Genomic DNA, 16,939 nt, shown 5'->3' on the forward strand with positions numbered 1-16,939 from the left:
ACTAGCATCATCTGTTTGTCCGCTCGGATTATTTGCAGCTGTTAGATGCCTATGATACTCACAAGGAGCTTGTTGTCCGGACGACGGAGAGACTGGTAAAGATTAATACGCTGCTTGAGGATATTCATGCTCATGTGGGCTTCCGGGTACGGGATGCGATTTGCTTTTATATGATTTATAACGACCGTTATGGCCTGATGGACGAAGAAGAAGCGTTCGACTGGCAGCTGCTGCAAAAGATTCTGCCGCGCATTCAAGGAAGCCATTCCTCCGTGCGCCGGGTTCTGCTCAACCTGATGAAGGTCGCGATAGGTAGCGGCGCTGGCATAGCGGTAAATGTGCAGGATCTAACGGAGGATGCCTCTCCGCTCTATATGAGATGGGCTGCCGGTCAGAATCCGCCTGGGGTCAAGCATCCGCAAAGTGCGCGTAAATTGGCTTATATGCTGAGGAGGCTGGAGGAAGATGGATTCACCTCATTCTGGCTCTCTTAATCAGGCGGTGGAATTGCTCCGTATTGAGACGGAGCTTTTTACGCTATATGTGTCAGGAAGGCCCTTTCATCCTACGGTGGAGGCATTGCAGCTTCATCGTTCTTCCGACCAGGAGTGGGTGAACGCGCAGCTTGGGCTTGTGTGCTCTGAGCGGCTTGGGGATGTGCAGATCAAGGTTTTTTCGCCGGAGACTTACGAACTGGTGGATTGGCAGCCGAGGGAGGCGGTCTTTCCATGCTTTTATGAGACTCAGTCGTATGAGCTGGTGATTGAGAGCAAGTCGGGGGTGAAGCTTTCTTTTTACCATGATAATGTACTGCTGCGGCAGGCGGTTAAGCCTCTGGGTGGATCGCTTCTCGCGGGTGTGCTTAACTTTGGCAATGAGGTTGGTCTGACGGAGTGGGAGATTCGGAGTGAGGGGCAGCCGCTGCTGCGGGTGGAGATGGAGATTTTTCCGTCGAAGATGGATTACAAGCTGGATTACCAGAACATTCTGAATGAGGTGAATGCACAGATTTATAATCTGGCCTTCGACTTTCTGCGCCGGACCTACCAGCTAACAGGCCTGCGGGAGACGCAGCATCAGAGCCTGACGGAGTTTTTTACGATCCTGCAATATATCTTTAGGCAGCTTCTCGATGCCGTTGAGCGGATCAACAAAAATCCTAACTATGCGCTGCTCCAGGACCGCCGTCTGGTGGATGCCAATCGGGTCAAAAGGGCCGGAAGAGAGAACATCCGCGAGCTCGCGAAGCATCCGGAACGGTTAAGAGAAGACATGAACCGTGGGTTCATCACCATCGGCAATCGGAGCTACGCTGCCACACATCTAATGGAGACGCGGAAGCGCCTCGCCTATGATACGAACGAGAACCGGTTCATCCGCTGGATGCTGGAACGTATTCATGGCAAGCTGAAGGAGCTCAAAGCCCGCTGGAAGACCAAAAGCCGGACCGCAGATCCCCTGCTTATCAAAAGGCTGGATTCGATGCTTACGCAAATTGAGCGGGTGCTTAAGATGGATTTTTTGCGTGAGGCTGGGGTGCTGAAGCAGATGTCGGTTACGCTGGTGCTGCAGATGGCGCCCGGGTACCGTGAGGTCTATCGCTGTTATCTTATGCTGCTCAAAGGTCTGTCTATCCAAAGTGACCTGTTCCGCCTATCCATGAAGGATGTCGCTCAGCTCTATGAATATTGGTGTTTCCTGAAGCTCAATCAGCTGCTGGGGCAGAAGTACAAGCTGGTGAAGCAGGATATTATTAAGGTGAACCGGAACGGGATTTTTGTGACGCTGGACCGCTCGCAGAGCGCAAAGATGGTCTATGAGAACCCGGTGAACGGGGAGCAATTCATCCTGTACTATAATGCGATTCCTGGGACGGACAAGACGCCGACGCTGAGTCAGCGCCCGGACAATGTGCTAACCCTGAAGAAGAAGGATGCTGGACAGATCAAGGAGTATAAGTATGTTTTTGATGCTAAATATCGCCTGAATCCTGCGTATGAAGGTACTCCATACCAAGGGAAATATGGGCAGCCTGGGCCGGAAGAGGACGACATCAACACGATGCACCGTTATCGGGATGCGATTGTGTATCAGGAGAAAGGCTCCGGGGAATACGAGCGTAGCATGTTCGGAGCGTATGTGTTGTTTCCCTATCCTGACGAGGAGCGGTTCAAGGACCACCGTTTCTATAAAAGCATTGAGCTTCTGAACATTGGCGCCCTGCCGTTTCTGCCGAATGCCACCAGCCTGGTCGAGCAATTCCTGGATGAGATTATCCGGGATAGTCCGGAAAAAGCTTATGAGCGGTCCACACGTCCACGCGGCACGAGAGAGTATTATGCGGATCAGCTTGCGGGCAAAAATGTGCTGGTCGGTTCGGTTCGGGGACCGGAGCAGGTGGGGGTGGCGGTTCGGAAAGCTTTTTACCATATGCCGTTAAAGAATCTTGCCAGTCAGAAGAGCCTTACTCAGATCGAATACGTAGCGATGTGCCAATCCCGCAAAAAGTTCATTGATCCTGCAAAAACAGGCATCCACTGGGTAGGAAGGGTAGCGGATTGGAAGGTGCTGCGGCGTAAGGAGATTACGGAAGTCCCTTGTCGGCCGGGTACGGAGGAGGAACTGTATGTGCGCTTTACGGTTGAGGAATGGAAGCAGTTGGCCGCTCCTATTGCGCTTGGCGGACAAGGGATTTATACGGTGCTCTACACCAGTAAGTACATCCTGGACCGGGCCCTGGAGCTTGCCGAGCTCCGTCTGGAAACAGAGGAGGCACTGCGGGAATGGCGGGAGAAGCGCCGTAAGGGCAGAGTGCAGGTGAAGCTGGATCATGAGGAGTATGTGGATTTGGGTCGGGTTGTGGAGGTAAGGAATATATAAGCACTCAACGGTGGAGGGCGGGAATGTTTGAGTTTAAACAAACATTACCGCCCTCTGAATATTTGATATCGGCGTTATTCTAATGCATCGGGACTGCGCTTTGTTATGGGTTGAACGTAGATGAGCAGTTGAGGTACTTAAATGATGGTATAAATGAGATCAAGATAGATAGGGAGAAAACTCAGCAGTCGAAGTACAGGAAGTTCTGTAATCTAATGGATTTATACAAGGTACAAAAAACCTAATGTAGTAGTGAGTCTTATTTAGTTTGACTATTTACAGACACCATAATATGCTTATTTAAGAAACATATAACAAGTTAAAGGCATGATCATGAGCGAACCTTCAGAGGCGTACTCTAGACTAGGGAGAGCCGCCTCTTTTTGCGTTGTCTGCTACTATTTTGATAGGAGTATGCGGCTAAAAGAAGGGGGTATAAACAAACTTGGTATTTCAAGGAAACAGGAACTGGGAGCAGCAATTATACTAATTAATCAGAGGAGTTTTTTATGGCATCAACAATTGGATTTATAGCAGTCATCATCGTCTTATCCATCTTGTCTGGGCTGCTGCAAGGTAGCAAGAAGACAAAACGTCGTAGTTCGGCCAAGCGGAAAACCGCTGTTAAGAACAGCACTACTACGGTGTTTAACCGATCTTCTACAACATGCAGACCGGATGAATTGCTCTTAAAGGCACCTTTAGATCAAATTAACGGTGCTGAGTTTGAAAGACTGCTGTCTTTATATTTCCGGGATCAAGGCTATACCGTAAGGGAAGTGGGGGTAGGCGGCAAGGATGGGGGCGTAGACTTAGTTATTGTTGATAAGCGTGGTGAGAAAACGGCGGTGCAAGCCAAGTGTTACGCTGAGCATAACAAAGTAAAAGTTATGACGGTTCGCGAATTAGTAGGTGCTAAAAGAAATCATGATTGCATCTTATCGCTGCTTATAACTACCTCCGATCTTACAGCAGAAGCTAAACGAGAGGCGGAGCAATTTAAGGTTGATTATTGGCATGGGGCGCTGATCGAAAATAAGCTCCGGGCTTGGGGGAAATGGCAGCCTGCTAAAGGCAAAGTAAAGCCTAAAAAAGCTAGTGGTACCCCAATTAAAGTCGTAACCTGCGCATGTGGAGCACCAATGGTCCATCGCAAGAGTAAAGAGGGCACCGCTTTCTGGGGATGCAGTAATTATCCAAGCTGCCGAAAGACAAAGGCGATGTAATCTTTTCAAACAACGAATGCAGTGATTTGTTTATATCATAGGCTAAATAATTTTATAGAGAGCGAGGGTGTTCTAAGTAGATGTCACAGCCACAGAAATATTTATCAACCTCTGCACTGGCCAAAGAGTTAAAGCTACAAGCTAAAGATTTATTTGGAACATTACAGGAAAAAGGATTTATTGATCGGGATAATGATAACTGGGTGTTAACTGATAAAGGTAAAGAAATAGGGGGGATTCTAAAGACTCACCCACAACATGGGACTTATATCGCTTGGGAAGAAAACATAAAAAACGAGCTGACTGCCACTTTAGAAGAAAACAAATTAATTAATGCTACAGCGTTAAGTCAGCATTTTTAAATTTCTAAATTTCGCATGAATCCAATATTATCAGAGCTGGGTATGATTCAGAAATCAGTTAAAGGTTGGACAGTAACGCGTTTGGGTGAAAGCTTGGGTGGAAAACAATTTGAACATGCTCAAACAGGTATTCCTTCTGTATCCTGGAACGTCAGCATTTTGACTAACAAACGACTTATTGAAACCATTCAATCTGTTCAAGGAAACATAATTGAAAGTAATGAAGAAAGTGCTGTAACAAGCAAAGATGCAGAAGTTAAAACATTAAAGTCTAATGTTGGGTTCCGTGAGAAGTTTGAAGCTAAATACCGTACTACAGATGGGCATTATGTGCGTTCCCGAGCTGAAATGTTAATAGATAATTGGCTGTATATGTCTGAGATTGTACATGCTTATGAAAGAAAGCTACCTGTAGAGGAAGAGCTATATTGCGATTTTTATCTTCCAATTGGTAAGGTATATATTGAATACTGGGGATTGGAAAATGATGAAAGATATACGGAGCGTAAAAAGGTTAAGTTGGATATATACAGTAAATACGGGTTTAAACTAATTGAGCTTGAGGATTCTGATATTCAAAATTTGGATGACATCTTGCCTAAGAAATTGTTGAAGTTTGGTATTCAGGCTTATTAGAATAACCTTGTTATTACAAAGCAATGGATAAAATGGGGATCAGATAAATGGAGACGGGTAACCGAGGTCCATCAGGTCCGTCCTCTATTTTTTTCAAGACATAAACAAAATCCTCACTCTAAAAGCTCAAGCGCCGTCCCACACCTGCCCTTGAGCTTTTTTCTATACCTAAAACCCCCCTCTGGAAATTTCTTCTCCCGTCGTAATACTTTCGCCATGTTCGTTCCGCCGGATTTCAGCGAAGATAGAACTTGTAAGAAGCAGCTTTACAGCTGCACCTCTTAGCAGGTTGATAACGCCGAGCGCGTTCATCATACATTGGTTCTTATCCGGGCGGGCGTAACGAGGCGGGGATCTCAAGATGATCCCGCAGTGCCGGCATGTATGTTACGGTATCCTGTACCGTTCGTTTCGGTAGGAATCCCACTTGGGGTTCGATTCCCCAATCGCCTTGGGAGCGATTATTGGTATAGTACTCGATTTCCATCGAGCCACAAATTGAAGCGTATTGAGAATTAAGACACCAAGGGGCAGAATCTCAGGCGGCTACTATAGCGCACTGCGGAAAGGCTTTGTAATCCGTGGATACCGATAGTGCGGCAGCAGGGGAGGCTTTGGCAAGGACAGAAGGATACGAAGGCTGACTGAAGCAGGGGTTAGCTTTTAAATCAAAATGTCCTTCCGAACCTCCCGGCAGGCCGCCTGTCTCAAACGTGATTCCGCCTAGACCGCAGCGGGGTTCTGTCATCCATGGGTCAACACATGAAGGGGGTTAGAAATATGTTAAAACCAATCACGATTCAAGCGGACCAGCGCGGTCTGCTCTTTCATAAGGGAAGCTATGTGAAGCGGCTGCTTCCGGGAACCTACCGGTACTTCTCCTGGTCACAGCATACGGTAGCGGTATTGAATATTACCAAACCGTTTAGCGTTGAGAGCAAAGACCTGCAGCTGTTTTTGCAGGATGAAGAACTCCTGCGCGAGCTGGATGTTGTACGGGTGCAGGATCATGAGATTGTTGTACACTATGAGGATGGTCAATTTGCTCAGGTGCTGAAGCCGGGGGTGTATGCCTATTGGAACCTCCTGAAAAAGCACACCTTCGTGCATACGGACATCCGGCAGCCGGAGCTTCCGGCCGGAATCGACCGTTCGATTATAGCGAAGCTTACTCCGTATGTGCAATGCTGCGAAATCGCCAGCCATGAGCTGGGATTCTTGTTCTATGACCATTCCCTCCAGCGGGAGCTCGCTCCCGGTAAGTATTATTTCTGGAAGGGGCCAGTCTCGGTACTGACGAAGACGGTCGATCTGAGACAGCAGCAGATGGATCTGATCGGCCAGGAGATCATGACGGAGGATAAGGTTACGCTGCGCCTGAACTTCGTGTGCCAGTACAAGATTGTGAATCCGCAGCGCGTTCTGGAGCTGAAGGCTTATGACGAGCAGATTCACATCCAGCTTCAGCTGCTGCTCCGGGAATATGTCGGAACGCTGAAATTGGATGAGCTTCTGAAGCAGAAGGAGGACGTGGCCTCCTTCATCCTGTCCCGCATTCAGGAGAAGGAAGATGCGTTCGGGGTACGCTTCCTTGGGGCAGGCGTGAAGGATGTCATTTTGCCGGGAGAAATGAAGGACATTCTGAACACCGTTCTGCTCGCAGAGAAAAAGGCGCAGGCCAACCTGCTGACCCGCCGGGAAGAGACAGCCTCGACGCGCAGCCTGCTCAATACAGCGAAGCTGATGGACGAGAATCAGACGCTGTTCCGGCTGAAGGAGCTGGAATTCCTCGAGAAGATCTGCGACAAAATCGGCTCCATCTCTGTAACAGGCGGCGGCGACCTTCTGGAGCGGTTAAGCTCGTTAATCAGCGTTAATAAGTAGACCGCTACCCTGGCGGTCTATTATACTATAGAACTAAGCTTTTATTGCCAATGAAGCCAAGCCCAAGGAGTGACAACATGGACAAGAAAGCGAAAAAGATTCTAATGAACACCTTCTGGACTTCAACCGGCTGGAGGGGCACTCCGGGTGCTTTTGCCGGTGAGGAATTTGAGTATGCCCAGACCCAAGGGCTGATGTTCGACCCTGTAACCATTACTCACGATGAGATCATCTTACGGCTGCATGAGCTGCATCAGGCGATTACGAGGGAGCGGGTAGCTGCTGCTTTTCTGCATAGTCTCTCTACGAAAAAAGTCCATCTGCGCAGTGCCCTCTCCAGCTGGGCGCTGACTTCCCGTCTGCCTGAGCATACCTATGAGCAGCGGAGTGTGGTGCGGCCGAATTACAGCAGCTGCGGGGATTGCAATGTTCATGGATTAATGTCGGACATGGACTATAACAACGAGGATCTGAACGTACTGAATTTCGAACGGGTCAAGTGGGGCGGGATTCGCCTGAACTGGCTTTTATATTGCTGGCTGGATCTTGAATTATTCAGTAAGGAAGCCCCTTTGGACTGTACTGCTGAGGACGTTGCCATACTCACCGGAATGCTTGAAGCGATTCAGGATTGTGCTGATCATGACAGTGCGCGGATGCTGGAGAAGCAGTGGAAGGACGTGGTTCCCTCCAGTAAGAATGAACGGGATGTGCTGATGGAGATTTGGGGCTATGCCGGAATACTGATTCCTGGGGATACACCCCGGAAACGCAGAGGCGGGAGCGCGGATTACAACTCCATGGCGGAGTGGCAGGGGGAGGACGGGTACTCTCGGGAGGCGGTGGAGTTTTATTTTGGTGCGTTTTTGTGAACGTGCTGCAGTAGATCATAGGAAGTACCGTTGTTAAGACCCTTCCTTGGCTGGAGGGGTCTTTTGTATGAAAATACTGCTAATAGAACTTCACATTTCTGCCGAAATATAGGTATATAGTATCAATGTATGGTTTCTCTCAGATACACAGAATCTACCGGAAATCATGGAGGGGCCCGTCATGACGTTATCCTATATTTTTTCATTAATATTATTTATCGGCTTCGCCATATATTTCATTCTGGGGATGTATATTCTGTCCCTTAATACAGGCAGCAAGCTAAACCGGCTCTATTGTCTAGCCTGTCTGTCCCTCTCCATCTGGTCCTTTTGTTTCTCAATCACCAATTCTGCACCGGATTATGAGACGGCTATTCTTTGGCGCAGACTGGCTTCACTCGGCTACGGTACTGTGTATAGCATCCTGCTGCATTTTTTTCTGATTCTGACAGAAAGAACGGCAGTGCTGAGGAACAAGTGGATTTATGTGCTTCTGTATCTTCCGGCCGTGGTGAACGTTTTTGCTTTTGGCTATAGTGATTCTGCAAGGGAGCAGTATCGGCTAATCTATACGGCAACAGGCTGGGTCAATATTTCTGCCAACGGCTGGGGAGATGTTTATTTTAACCTGTACTATATTTGCTTTACCACTGCGGGTCTGCTGCTGCTCTGGAACTGGGCAAGAAGGTCGAAGGACCCGGTTAAGAAAAAGCAGGGCTATCTCTTTATGCTGTCCTATAGCCTGGCCATGATAGCGGGTACTGCAACAGATGTCATTATGAATTCATACGCATCTGTCAAGGTGCCCCAGCTGGCGCCTGTCATTGTGCTGCTGCCGACAACAGCTATGTTCTATGCAATCAAGCGGTATGGACTCATGGGACTGGGGAAAAAGGGAAAAACGGAGCCCGGCAAAATTTTAAGTGATGTTAACATGGACAGATTTATTAAAATCATGTCCTTTGTCTATGTTATCGGCGGAATGCTAAATTTTGCTACGCAGTACTTTTTCAATAAGCAGGCCCCGGGGTTCGGCTCTATCCTGTTATTTAGTCTGTTCTTCTTTGTCACAGGCTTAGTATTGACGATTATTAAACATGTACCGGTTAGAGCGGATGTTAAGGAATACGTTTTCATTAGTATAATGCTGGCCTCCATCCTTCTGATTGCCCTCAGCTATATTGAAACGGCCAGTGTTACCGCATGGTCGGCTCCGTTCATTGTTGTGATGCTGTCGGTTCTGTTCAATAAGCGCCTAATGATCCTTTGGATAGGGGTACCCATGCTGCTTACGCAAATCTATATTTGGGTGAGGATGCCGGAAGCGATGGTCCAGGTAGATGGTTCAGATTATCTGGCCAGAATTGGTATTCTGGGCATCACGCTTTGGCTTGCCTATTTTGTTAACCGGGTCTATATCCAGCGTCTTGAGGACAATGAAGCCCAAATCAGGTTTCAGAAGCTGGTTGCCCGGATCTCGGGCGAGTTCGTGAAGGTCTCGGAATCCGATCTGGATAATAAAATTAATGAGCTTTTAGAGCTGTGCGGAGAGCATTTTCAGGTAGACCGGACTTTTTATATTCACTTAACGGAGCATCCGAAATCCTATGAGTGGTGCAGGGAAGGGGTTGAACCGGCGGTTGATCTCGTTCCCCGGCTGAACGGCGGGGGCCTCCCCTGGTGGTTGAATAGCAGCCTGCAGACGGACCTTGTACAAATAATGGACGTAGACATGCTGCCGCAGGAGGCCGGTGCAGAGCATGAGATATTCAGCTCTTATAAGCTGAAATCGCTGATCTCCGTTCCTGTAAGAAATAAAGGGAAGATTCTCGGCCTCTTGTTCTTTGGCTCCGTCAAGGCAGCAACGGCCTTTGGGCAGAATCATCAGGAGCTGCTGCGGATACTTGCTAATTTACTGTCAGATGCGCTGGTAAAGGTGGAAGCGGAGCGGGAAATCAGCTACATGGCGTATTATGATGCTCTGACGGGGTCTGCGAACCATACGCTGTTCAAGAATAAGCTGGAAGAGAGTATCCGGTCCGCCGGGGAGACCGGCAAGCCTATTGGTGTGCTTTTTATTGATCTGGATTCCTTTAAAAATGTGAATGACACGATAGGACATCTCGGCGGAGATGAGATGCTGAAAGAGGTGACTGGCAGAATAGCCGGTTGTTTGCGTGAACAGGATATGGTGTCCCGTTTTGGCGGCGATGAATTTCTGATCAAGTTGGCCGGAATCGAGCGGGTTGAAGACATCAGGGCTATTGCTGAAAGCATTATTCAAGCGATTGCGCGGCCCGTGACTGTCAAAGGCCAGGAGTTTTTTATTACGGCCAGCGCAGGGATTGCGGTCTACCCCGGAGATGGTGAAAGCACAGAAGAGCTGATCCGGAATGCCGATCTGGCGATGTACGCTGCCAAAGAAAAAGGAAAAAATCAGTACGCCCTATGTTCATCCGCCATGAAGCAGCAGGTATTGGAGAAAACACTGCTTACGAACAGCCTGTACCGGGCGCTGGAGCGGAATGAGCTTGTTCTTTACTACCAGCCGCAGGTGAGTGTGCAGACCAAAGAAATTGTGGGGCTGGAAGCGCTGGTCCGCTGGAATAACCCGGAGCTGGGCATGATTTCCCCGGCTGCCTTTATACCCTTGGCTGAGCAGACCGGGCTGATTCTTCCCATCGGCCAGTGGGTGCTTGAGACCGCATGCCGACAGATGAAGGAGTGGCAGGCGCTAGGGGTGCAGGGGATACGCATGGCAGTGAACCTGTCGATGGTCCAGTTTCAGGACCGGAGCCTGCTCAGCATCGTTGAACGAACCCTCAGTGAGACTGGCCTGGAGCCGGAGTGCCTGGAACTGGAGGTCACTGAAAGTGCTGCTGCTGACGGAGATGATTACATTGTAGAGGTGCTTCATGCGCTTAAGGAGCTGGGCGTCAGCCTCTCCATTGATGATTTTGGTTCCGGGTATTCTTCTTTAAGCAGGTTAAAGACTTTGCCTGTAGACCGGATCAAAATTGATATGCAGTTTGTGCGCGGCATTTCAAATGGCAACGACGATGAGGCGATAGCCAAGACGATTATCCAGCTGGCCAAAAACCTGAAGCTGCATGTCATTGCCGAGGGTGTTGAGACCGGGGAGCAATTCGCCTTTTTTGACAAGAACAGGTGTGATGAGATTCAGGGTTATTTCTTTTATAAGCCGATGCCTGCGTCAGAGATAGAGTCGATTCTGTTAAACATGAATCCTCTTCCAGCTTCATAGGAGCCAATGATAACAGTATCTTTTTTACAAATGTATTCAAATATAGATAATAACTGAAAACTATCACATCTATTTCTATTCCGTGTATACTTAGGGAGGTGAGCCGTGTTAACAGATTCAGGCGGAGGGTTAGGCACGGTTCTGCTGAGAATACAGTGTGGGAGGGAACACGTTGAAGAAAGTTGTAAGAGCGTTTTCTTTGGTGATGGCATTCTTTCTGTTACATACGATTGCAATACCGGCACCTGCAGCGAGCGCAGATAGCACCAGCCCGGTTGCATTGGAGAAGCTGACACAGTTAAGCGGCGATGATCTGCTGGATACTCTGCTTGAGAACGGGCTCCAGCTGCCTGAAGGCCTGGAAAAGGATGAATACACGCGTAATGCGGTAAAAGATGTTGTAACGGATATTGAGCGCGGGATTACAACGGCAGAGCATATCCCGTATAATTATACGAAGCTGGCGGAGCTGGCCGAGAATATATTGAAAATCTCCGGTGAACCCGGCGTTTCTGCAAGAAGCTTTGCTGCCCTGGCCAGCTATTCGCTGCAGGACAGTACAGTAATCGGGGCCTGGTCGGACAGTTACAGATACTATAATTGCTACGGGTATGCCATAGGCAACCAAGTGTTTAAAGATCCCGGCTATCATTCCGGGAAAAGCTTTTCCATAAGCATGGGTGTATCTGAAATAGCGGATTTGACGGTCAGTGACCTGGATGCTCTAGGCTATTGGGGATACAAGACAACGACGAAGCCGGCTTCTCTGGCGTATTATCAGCGGGTGGTTGCGGTCCGTAAAGGGAGCAATGACTATCATTTTATGAAAGGCGATACTTCGGGCAGCGACTGGACGCATAAGCCGGCGGGAAACAGCCCGATGCGCTGGAATTTTACTTCTCCGGGATATAAAGTATGGACTAATGAGAGCTCCTACCAGAACGTTAACTATGCAGCGACCACCAGCTATACCAGCGCTATTTACTACGTTATTTACTGGGCTAAAAATGGCCCCGGCCCGCAGCCTACCAAAAAAATTCAGCCTACAGTATAAAGGGAACAGGGGATGCTATCCGGCGTCCCTCTTTTTTTGCCCGTTTAAGTTTGGTTAAAGGTATGTGTATTATGCTTTGTATAAGCCAGGAGGCAATAGTGCTTTTTGAATAATAAAAGTGACGATTGCAACTGATTATACAAGGAGTGTTCAATTATGAAAAACAACAGCCTTATCAGCATAAAAGCCATAACGTTTGCCGCGTTACTGAGTTTATCCATCGTGGGATGCTCGAATGCGCAGAACAGCAGCGCAGCAGTTGTTACAAGTACACAAGCAGCGGATACGCAGGCGGCAGGCTCTACCGCGTCATCCGGGACAACCTCAGCAACGGAAGCGGCCGCTGCCACTGCCACTGTCGCTACTTCTACCGACACAACGGCCTTATTCAGTGACCGCGATCTGGAACAGACAGCGGATCTCACAGCTGCAACCCAGATGACTCTGGTAAGCAATCAGGATGTGACCCTGAGTGAGGAAGGCGTATATGTCTTAAGCGGTGATGTGGACAATGTTACGGTAACCGTAGAGGCTGCTGAAGAAGCGAAGGTCCAAATCGTCCTGGACGGTGTTAGCATAACCAATACGGATTCACCTGCCATTTATGTAAAGGCGGCGGATAAAGTGTTCGTTACCTCCACTGACAGTGAGAACCATATGGAGGTTACCGGAAGCTATGTGGCGGATGGGGAGACCCATCTTGATGCGGTGATTTTCTCCAGAGCCGATGTGACCCTGAACGGAACCGGAAGCCTGGATATAGTATCGGCTCAAGGCAACGGTATCTCTTCCAAGGATGATCTCAAAATCACCGGAGGCGTGTATACGATTGATTCCTCTGCGGATGCACTGGAAGCGAACGATGCCATCCTGATCAACGACGGAACGGTTACGATTGATACGGGTAAGGATGCGCTGCACAGCGAAAATGAAGAGGAAACCACCCTCGGAAATATCTATATCGAAGGCGGCACTTTGAATATCAAGGCTGCTGATGACGGGATTACGGCCAACAACCTTGTGCAGATTGATGGAGGCAGTATTAATATTGAGACTTCTGTGGAAGGTATCGAGGGCAATACTATCATTGTGAATGACGGCCAGATCACAGTGTATGCAACGGATGACGGGATCAACGCCACGCCAAAAGTGAACGATAATGCCTCGATTGAAGTCAACGGCGGTACGATTAAAGTAACCATGGGCAGCGGTGATACGGATGCTTTTGACTCAAACGGTAATTTATATATTAATGGCGGGATTATTGATGTAGAAGCCACTTCCGCTTTTGATGCGGATGGGACAGCTGAATTAAACGGCGGCACGGTCTCGGTTAACGGCGAGCAGATCACTGAAATCACCCTGTCACGCGGAGGCGGAGGCGGAGGCGGCTTCCGGGGCGGCGGTGGCGGGATGGGGCATTAATATAGGAGCCGTGATCAAAACTTTGATCCGGTTAGTAATGGGGTAAGCAACAAAGCGGTGTCATTCGACGGGACAGCATATAGGAGCTGCCTTCAGGCGATGACTACCGCTTTTTTTCATGGGGAGCGGCGAAGACTGTACTTCAAGGAGACCACGGCTATGAAGGAATAATTAGGGGACCAGGCATGAATAATATCGCTTTTGTTGATACCGAAATCCAGGAGGGTACGGGGAGAATTCTGGACATTGGCTCTATCCGGACTGGCGGTGCGGTCTATCACTCTTCTTCGGTTGCGGATTTTATCCACTTTTTGCAAGGTGCGCGTTATATATGCGGTCATAACCTCATTCATCATGATTTAAAATATATTCACGATGCGGTACAAGCAGCTGGAATTTCCGGGAATGTCTGTCTGGATACGCTGTACTGGTCGCCTTTGCTGTTTCCGATGCGTCCTTACCACGCTCTACTTAAAGATGATAAGCTGCAGACGGAAGAGCTTAATAATCCGCTAAATGATGCAATTAAGGCACGGGAGCTTTTTATGGATGAAGTGGAGGCTTTCCGCAAGCTTTCCCCTGCCATGCAGCATATCTATTATTTTTTACTTAACAGGCAAAAGGAGTTCAGCGCCTTCTTTGATTATCTGGAATATCAGCCTGAAGGCTCTGCTCCGGAAACGCTGATTCGTGAATGCTTTGCCGCCCGCATCTGTGAGCACGCTGATCTCGGACGGATGGTAACGGAGCATCCGGTAGAACTCGCTTATGCGCTGGCCATGATCAATACCCGCAGCCGAATTTAGGCTATAGGTGTCCTTTGGAAGTTGCCGGCGTCATATAGATCTATACATGGGCTAACACAGGTTTAGCAAATATAAGGGCCTGCGATATTGCAATAAATGGTTGCGGATAGCCGTGGGTTCAGGTACGATAGCGGTATGGGACATAATGGTTTCTCCTTTTGGTTTGAGTTAGTGTGGTAACTATCTTTTCCACAAGGAGATGCGTATTGTCTCTATTTTTGTACTTTAAATATGTTAGATGGGTATAAAAGGCTATTTTTCATGCGTATTTTGTGCGAAAATTATCGTATTTTGACGTTTGGAAATAAAGGAATGACATAGAATAGGGGGAATTGTACTATTAATAGAGATTTTTGCCCGGGAATAGGGATTTATGTCTCAGAAAAGTTGGTGAATAATCTGGCTTAAACCAACCGCTTAATGTTTTGGACAAAGTGCTTTTTGTCAGAAATGTGTCAGTGGCCTTCATTATAATTTTTATATTGGCACGGCTTCGATATCGGGCTGCAGCAAATCACAAAAATAAGGAGATGAGCCAATGCAACCGCATAAAAAAGGTTATTCCAAAAGAGATGTCGCTGTCCCTAATAGTAGTGACTATGCTCTTCGCAATTATGACGGGGTTGGTCCAGCTATCAGGGACGGAGGAGTGCAGGTCGTGGGCATCTTAAGCAACTTGACAGTCAATACTGCCTACAAAATCTACAGTACATCAGCATCAACGGAGGAAGAGCTACAGACGAAACTTATTGAAGGAATTGGGAGGTCAGGTTCATGAGGAAAATGAGCAATATCATATTAATTTTTGCATTGATTTTAGGATTATTTTCAGCAATGATTGAGCCGGCGGCAGCAGCACCTGTGCCTAGCATACCGACGTTTGCAGTGACATCGAACTTTTCAATTCAAGATACTACGGCTATTATACCTTCAGGCTATAATTTGGTAGATGCACAAGGTTTGCCAGAGGGGAAAACAGCATTGCTGATGGCAAATTACTCCTCTTCAACCGGCTACAAACATCAGCTGCGTGTATTCGATCAGGATGGTACGCTTATTAGCTCGACTGAGCTAAGCGGCTTAATGGATACCCGATACAAGAGCATCGAGGTTCATATGCTAGCGTTAAATGATGGTAACGTGTTAATTACCTACAATAGAAGTGATTCTAGCAGCAGCAATACGTTTACTGGAACTGTAACCGAATCTAGAAACGGAGCATATTTCATCATTGTCAATGAATTGGGACAAAAGGTGGTCAATCAGACTCAAATTAACACTTCCACAGGCACATCTCTTACCCGTTCAATCTCCATTACACAGTTGACGGGAGGTAATATTGCCTTCTCCTTTCAGCGCAATGATAATATAAGTTTGGCTACGCGTGTGTTCACTACTGCGGGAGCAGCTGTCAGCAGCGAGACCTTGCTTGTTAGTGCTAATGCTATTAATTCTTATGTAGCAGCAGGCAATGATAATACTTATTTAGTTACGTACAATGAAGGAAGTCCCTCTAATAAATTGTGGCTGCGTCAGTTTAGCAGTGCCGGAGTTGCTCTTGGAGCTGCTCAGGATCTGGGTTCCTTTGCTAATACGAGTATAAGCATGCAGTCGCTTAGCGATGGTAACATCTTGTTCGGTGCTTATAGCTATAGCACAGGCGGTACAGCTGCAAGAATCTACAGCAGTTCAGGTGTTCTGCAAAAATCATTTACTATAAGCAATGGCAGTATTAATAATGGTGGTTTTGTAGTATACCGCAACGCTGGAGAAGAAGGTTTCATTATAGGTAAAACTGATGATGCCTCTACGAATGCTATCAACAACGCCTATGAGAATGGCTATAATGGCAATCCCACCAACTGGACAGGCACAGTATATTATTATTTTGACTATTACCTTAATGACGGAACCTTTATTGCTCGGACTGATCAGCCAGTTGACTCTGGGCCGGGAGTGCTTCAAAGTTGGAATGACGACTGGTGGGATTACAACACATATAACCTACCTTCTTTTTTCTTGGTATCGGGATATGAAGAAGGCCTAGGTCTGATCACAACAGTTAATCCAACTACAACAAGTTATACTACTTATACGAACTTATTCAATATGAATGGTAGTTCCAGCCCGTCAATACCAGAAAGTGAGCCGAGCGCAACGGTTGATTATGTCAACGAAGAGTTAGTCGGCCTGACGGCCAGCGGTACGTACACCGTGAACGGTACGACAGTGACGGCAGACGGCAGCGGCAAGCTGGCGATCGACAGCAGCTGGCTGGGCACGACGCTGAGCATTGTGAAGAAAGGGAACGGCACGACAACGAGTGATAGCACGGCGCAATCGCTGCAAGTGCCAAGCCGTCCGGCAGCCCCCACAGGTGTGACAGCGACGGACGAAATGGCAATAGGTGTGAATGACGGTACGCTTGCTAATGTGGCAACCACCATGGAATACAAGAAAGGCGCAACAGGTGCTTGGACGAATATCACTGGCACGAGCGTAACCGGACTTGCGCCGGACACGTACTAC

At 48.0% G+C, this 16,939-nt stretch carries 12 protein-coding genes; all 12 read left to right on the forward strand.

The window, feature by feature from the left end:
• The first annotated feature begins 32 nt into the window (after positions 1-32).
• Complete coding sequence (locus BLR64_RS21800) at positions 33-494, forward strand: hypothetical protein (protein WP_090717442.1); 462 nt, start codon at positions 33-35, stop codon at positions 492-494.
• Complete coding sequence (locus BLR64_RS21805) at positions 466-2,880, forward strand: restriction endonuclease-like protein (protein WP_090717445.1); 2,415 nt, start codon at positions 466-468, stop codon at positions 2,878-2,880. The genes BLR64_RS21800 and BLR64_RS21805 overlap by 29 nt, the downstream gene beginning before the upstream one ends.
• A 509-nt stretch (positions 2,881-3,389) precedes the next feature.
• Positions 3,390-4,106, forward strand: coding sequence for a restriction endonuclease (locus tag BLR64_RS21810; protein ID WP_090717447.1), 717 nt, complete (start codon positions 3,390-3,392; stop codon positions 4,104-4,106).
• An 80-nt stretch (positions 4,107-4,186) separates the two neighbouring features.
• Positions 4,187-4,468, forward strand: a complete 282-nt coding sequence (locus tag BLR64_RS30895; RefSeq protein ID WP_244157809.1) for a helix-turn-helix domain-containing protein — start codon at positions 4,187-4,189, stop codon at positions 4,466-4,468.
• A 42-nt stretch (positions 4,469-4,510) separates the two neighbouring features.
• On the forward strand, positions 4,511-5,104 hold the full coding sequence (locus tag BLR64_RS30900) for a hypothetical protein (protein ID WP_244157810.1): 594 nt from the start codon (positions 4,511-4,513) through the stop codon (positions 5,102-5,104).
• 780 nt (positions 5,105-5,884) lie between these two features.
• On the forward strand, positions 5,885-6,988 hold the full coding sequence (locus BLR64_RS21820) for a slipin family protein (protein WP_090717450.1): 1,104 nt from the start codon (positions 5,885-5,887) through the stop codon (positions 6,986-6,988).
• 77 nt (positions 6,989-7,065) lie between these two features.
• Positions 7,066-7,860 (forward strand): hypothetical protein, encoded by a 795-nt coding sequence (locus tag BLR64_RS21825; RefSeq protein WP_090717453.1) that lies wholly within the window; start codon positions 7,066-7,068, stop codon positions 7,858-7,860.
• A gap of 181 nt (positions 7,861-8,041) precedes the next feature.
• Complete coding sequence (locus BLR64_RS21830) at positions 8,042-11,125, forward strand: EAL domain-containing protein (RefSeq protein WP_167360754.1); 3,084 nt, start codon at positions 8,042-8,044, stop codon at positions 11,123-11,125.
• A gap of 172 nt (positions 11,126-11,297) precedes the next feature.
• Positions 11,298-12,179: a hypothetical protein gene (locus BLR64_RS21835; protein ID WP_090717458.1), complete on the forward strand. Its 882-nt coding sequence runs from the start codon at positions 11,298-11,300 to the stop codon at positions 12,177-12,179.
• A gap of 156 nt (positions 12,180-12,335) precedes the next feature.
• Positions 12,336-13,604: a carbohydrate-binding domain-containing protein gene (locus BLR64_RS21840; RefSeq protein ID WP_090717461.1), complete on the forward strand. Its 1,269-nt coding sequence runs from the start codon at positions 12,336-12,338 to the stop codon at positions 13,602-13,604.
• Between the two features lie 185 nt (positions 13,605-13,789).
• The gene (locus tag BLR64_RS21845; RefSeq protein ID WP_090717464.1) at positions 13,790-14,410 is read left to right on the forward strand and encodes a PolC-type DNA polymerase III domain-containing protein; all 621 of its coding nucleotides are present in this window, start codon (positions 13,790-13,792) and stop codon (positions 14,408-14,410) included.
• Between the two features lie 774 nt (positions 14,411-15,184).
• The coding region (locus BLR64_RS21855; RefSeq protein WP_139172048.1) for a hypothetical protein at positions 15,185-16,939 on the forward strand (1,755 nt) is incomplete at its 3' end.

Origin of the sequence: Paenibacillus typhae, assembly GCF_900099765.1 — a bacterium.
GTDB classification, from domain to species: domain Bacteria; phylum Bacillota; class Bacilli; order Paenibacillales; family Paenibacillaceae; genus Paenibacillus_AQ; species Paenibacillus_AQ typhae.

Bases quoted from the DNA above. Each gene is read 5' to 3' on its own strand.
- BLR64_RS21840 (WP_090717461.1), top strand. From the start codon at position 12,336: ATGAAAAACAACAGCCTTATCAGCATAAAAGCCATAACGTTTGCCGCG.
- BLR64_RS21820 (WP_090717450.1), top strand. From the start codon at position 5,885: ATGTTAAAACCAATCACGATTCAAGCGGACCAGCGCGGTCTGCTCTTT.
- BLR64_RS21825 (WP_090717453.1), top strand. From the start codon at position 7,066: ATGGACAAGAAAGCGAAAAAGATTCTAATGAACACCTTCTGGACTTCA.
- BLR64_RS21830 (WP_167360754.1), top strand. From the start codon at position 8,042: ATGACGTTATCCTATATTTTTTCATTAATATTATTTATCGGCTTCGCC.
- BLR64_RS21810 (WP_090717447.1), top strand. From the start codon at position 3,390: ATGGCATCAACAATTGGATTTATAGCAGTCATCATCGTCTTATCCATC.
- BLR64_RS21805 (WP_090717445.1), top strand. From the start codon at position 466: ATGGATTCACCTCATTCTGGCTCTCTTAATCAGGCGGTGGAATTGCTC.
- BLR64_RS21845 (WP_090717464.1), top strand. From the start codon at position 13,790: ATGAATAATATCGCTTTTGTTGATACCGAAATCCAGGAGGGTACGGGG.
- BLR64_RS30900 (WP_244157810.1), top strand. From the start codon at position 4,511: ATGATTCAGAAATCAGTTAAAGGTTGGACAGTAACGCGTTTGGGTGAA.
- BLR64_RS30895 (WP_244157809.1), top strand. From the start codon at position 4,187: ATGTCACAGCCACAGAAATATTTATCAACCTCTGCACTGGCCAAAGAG.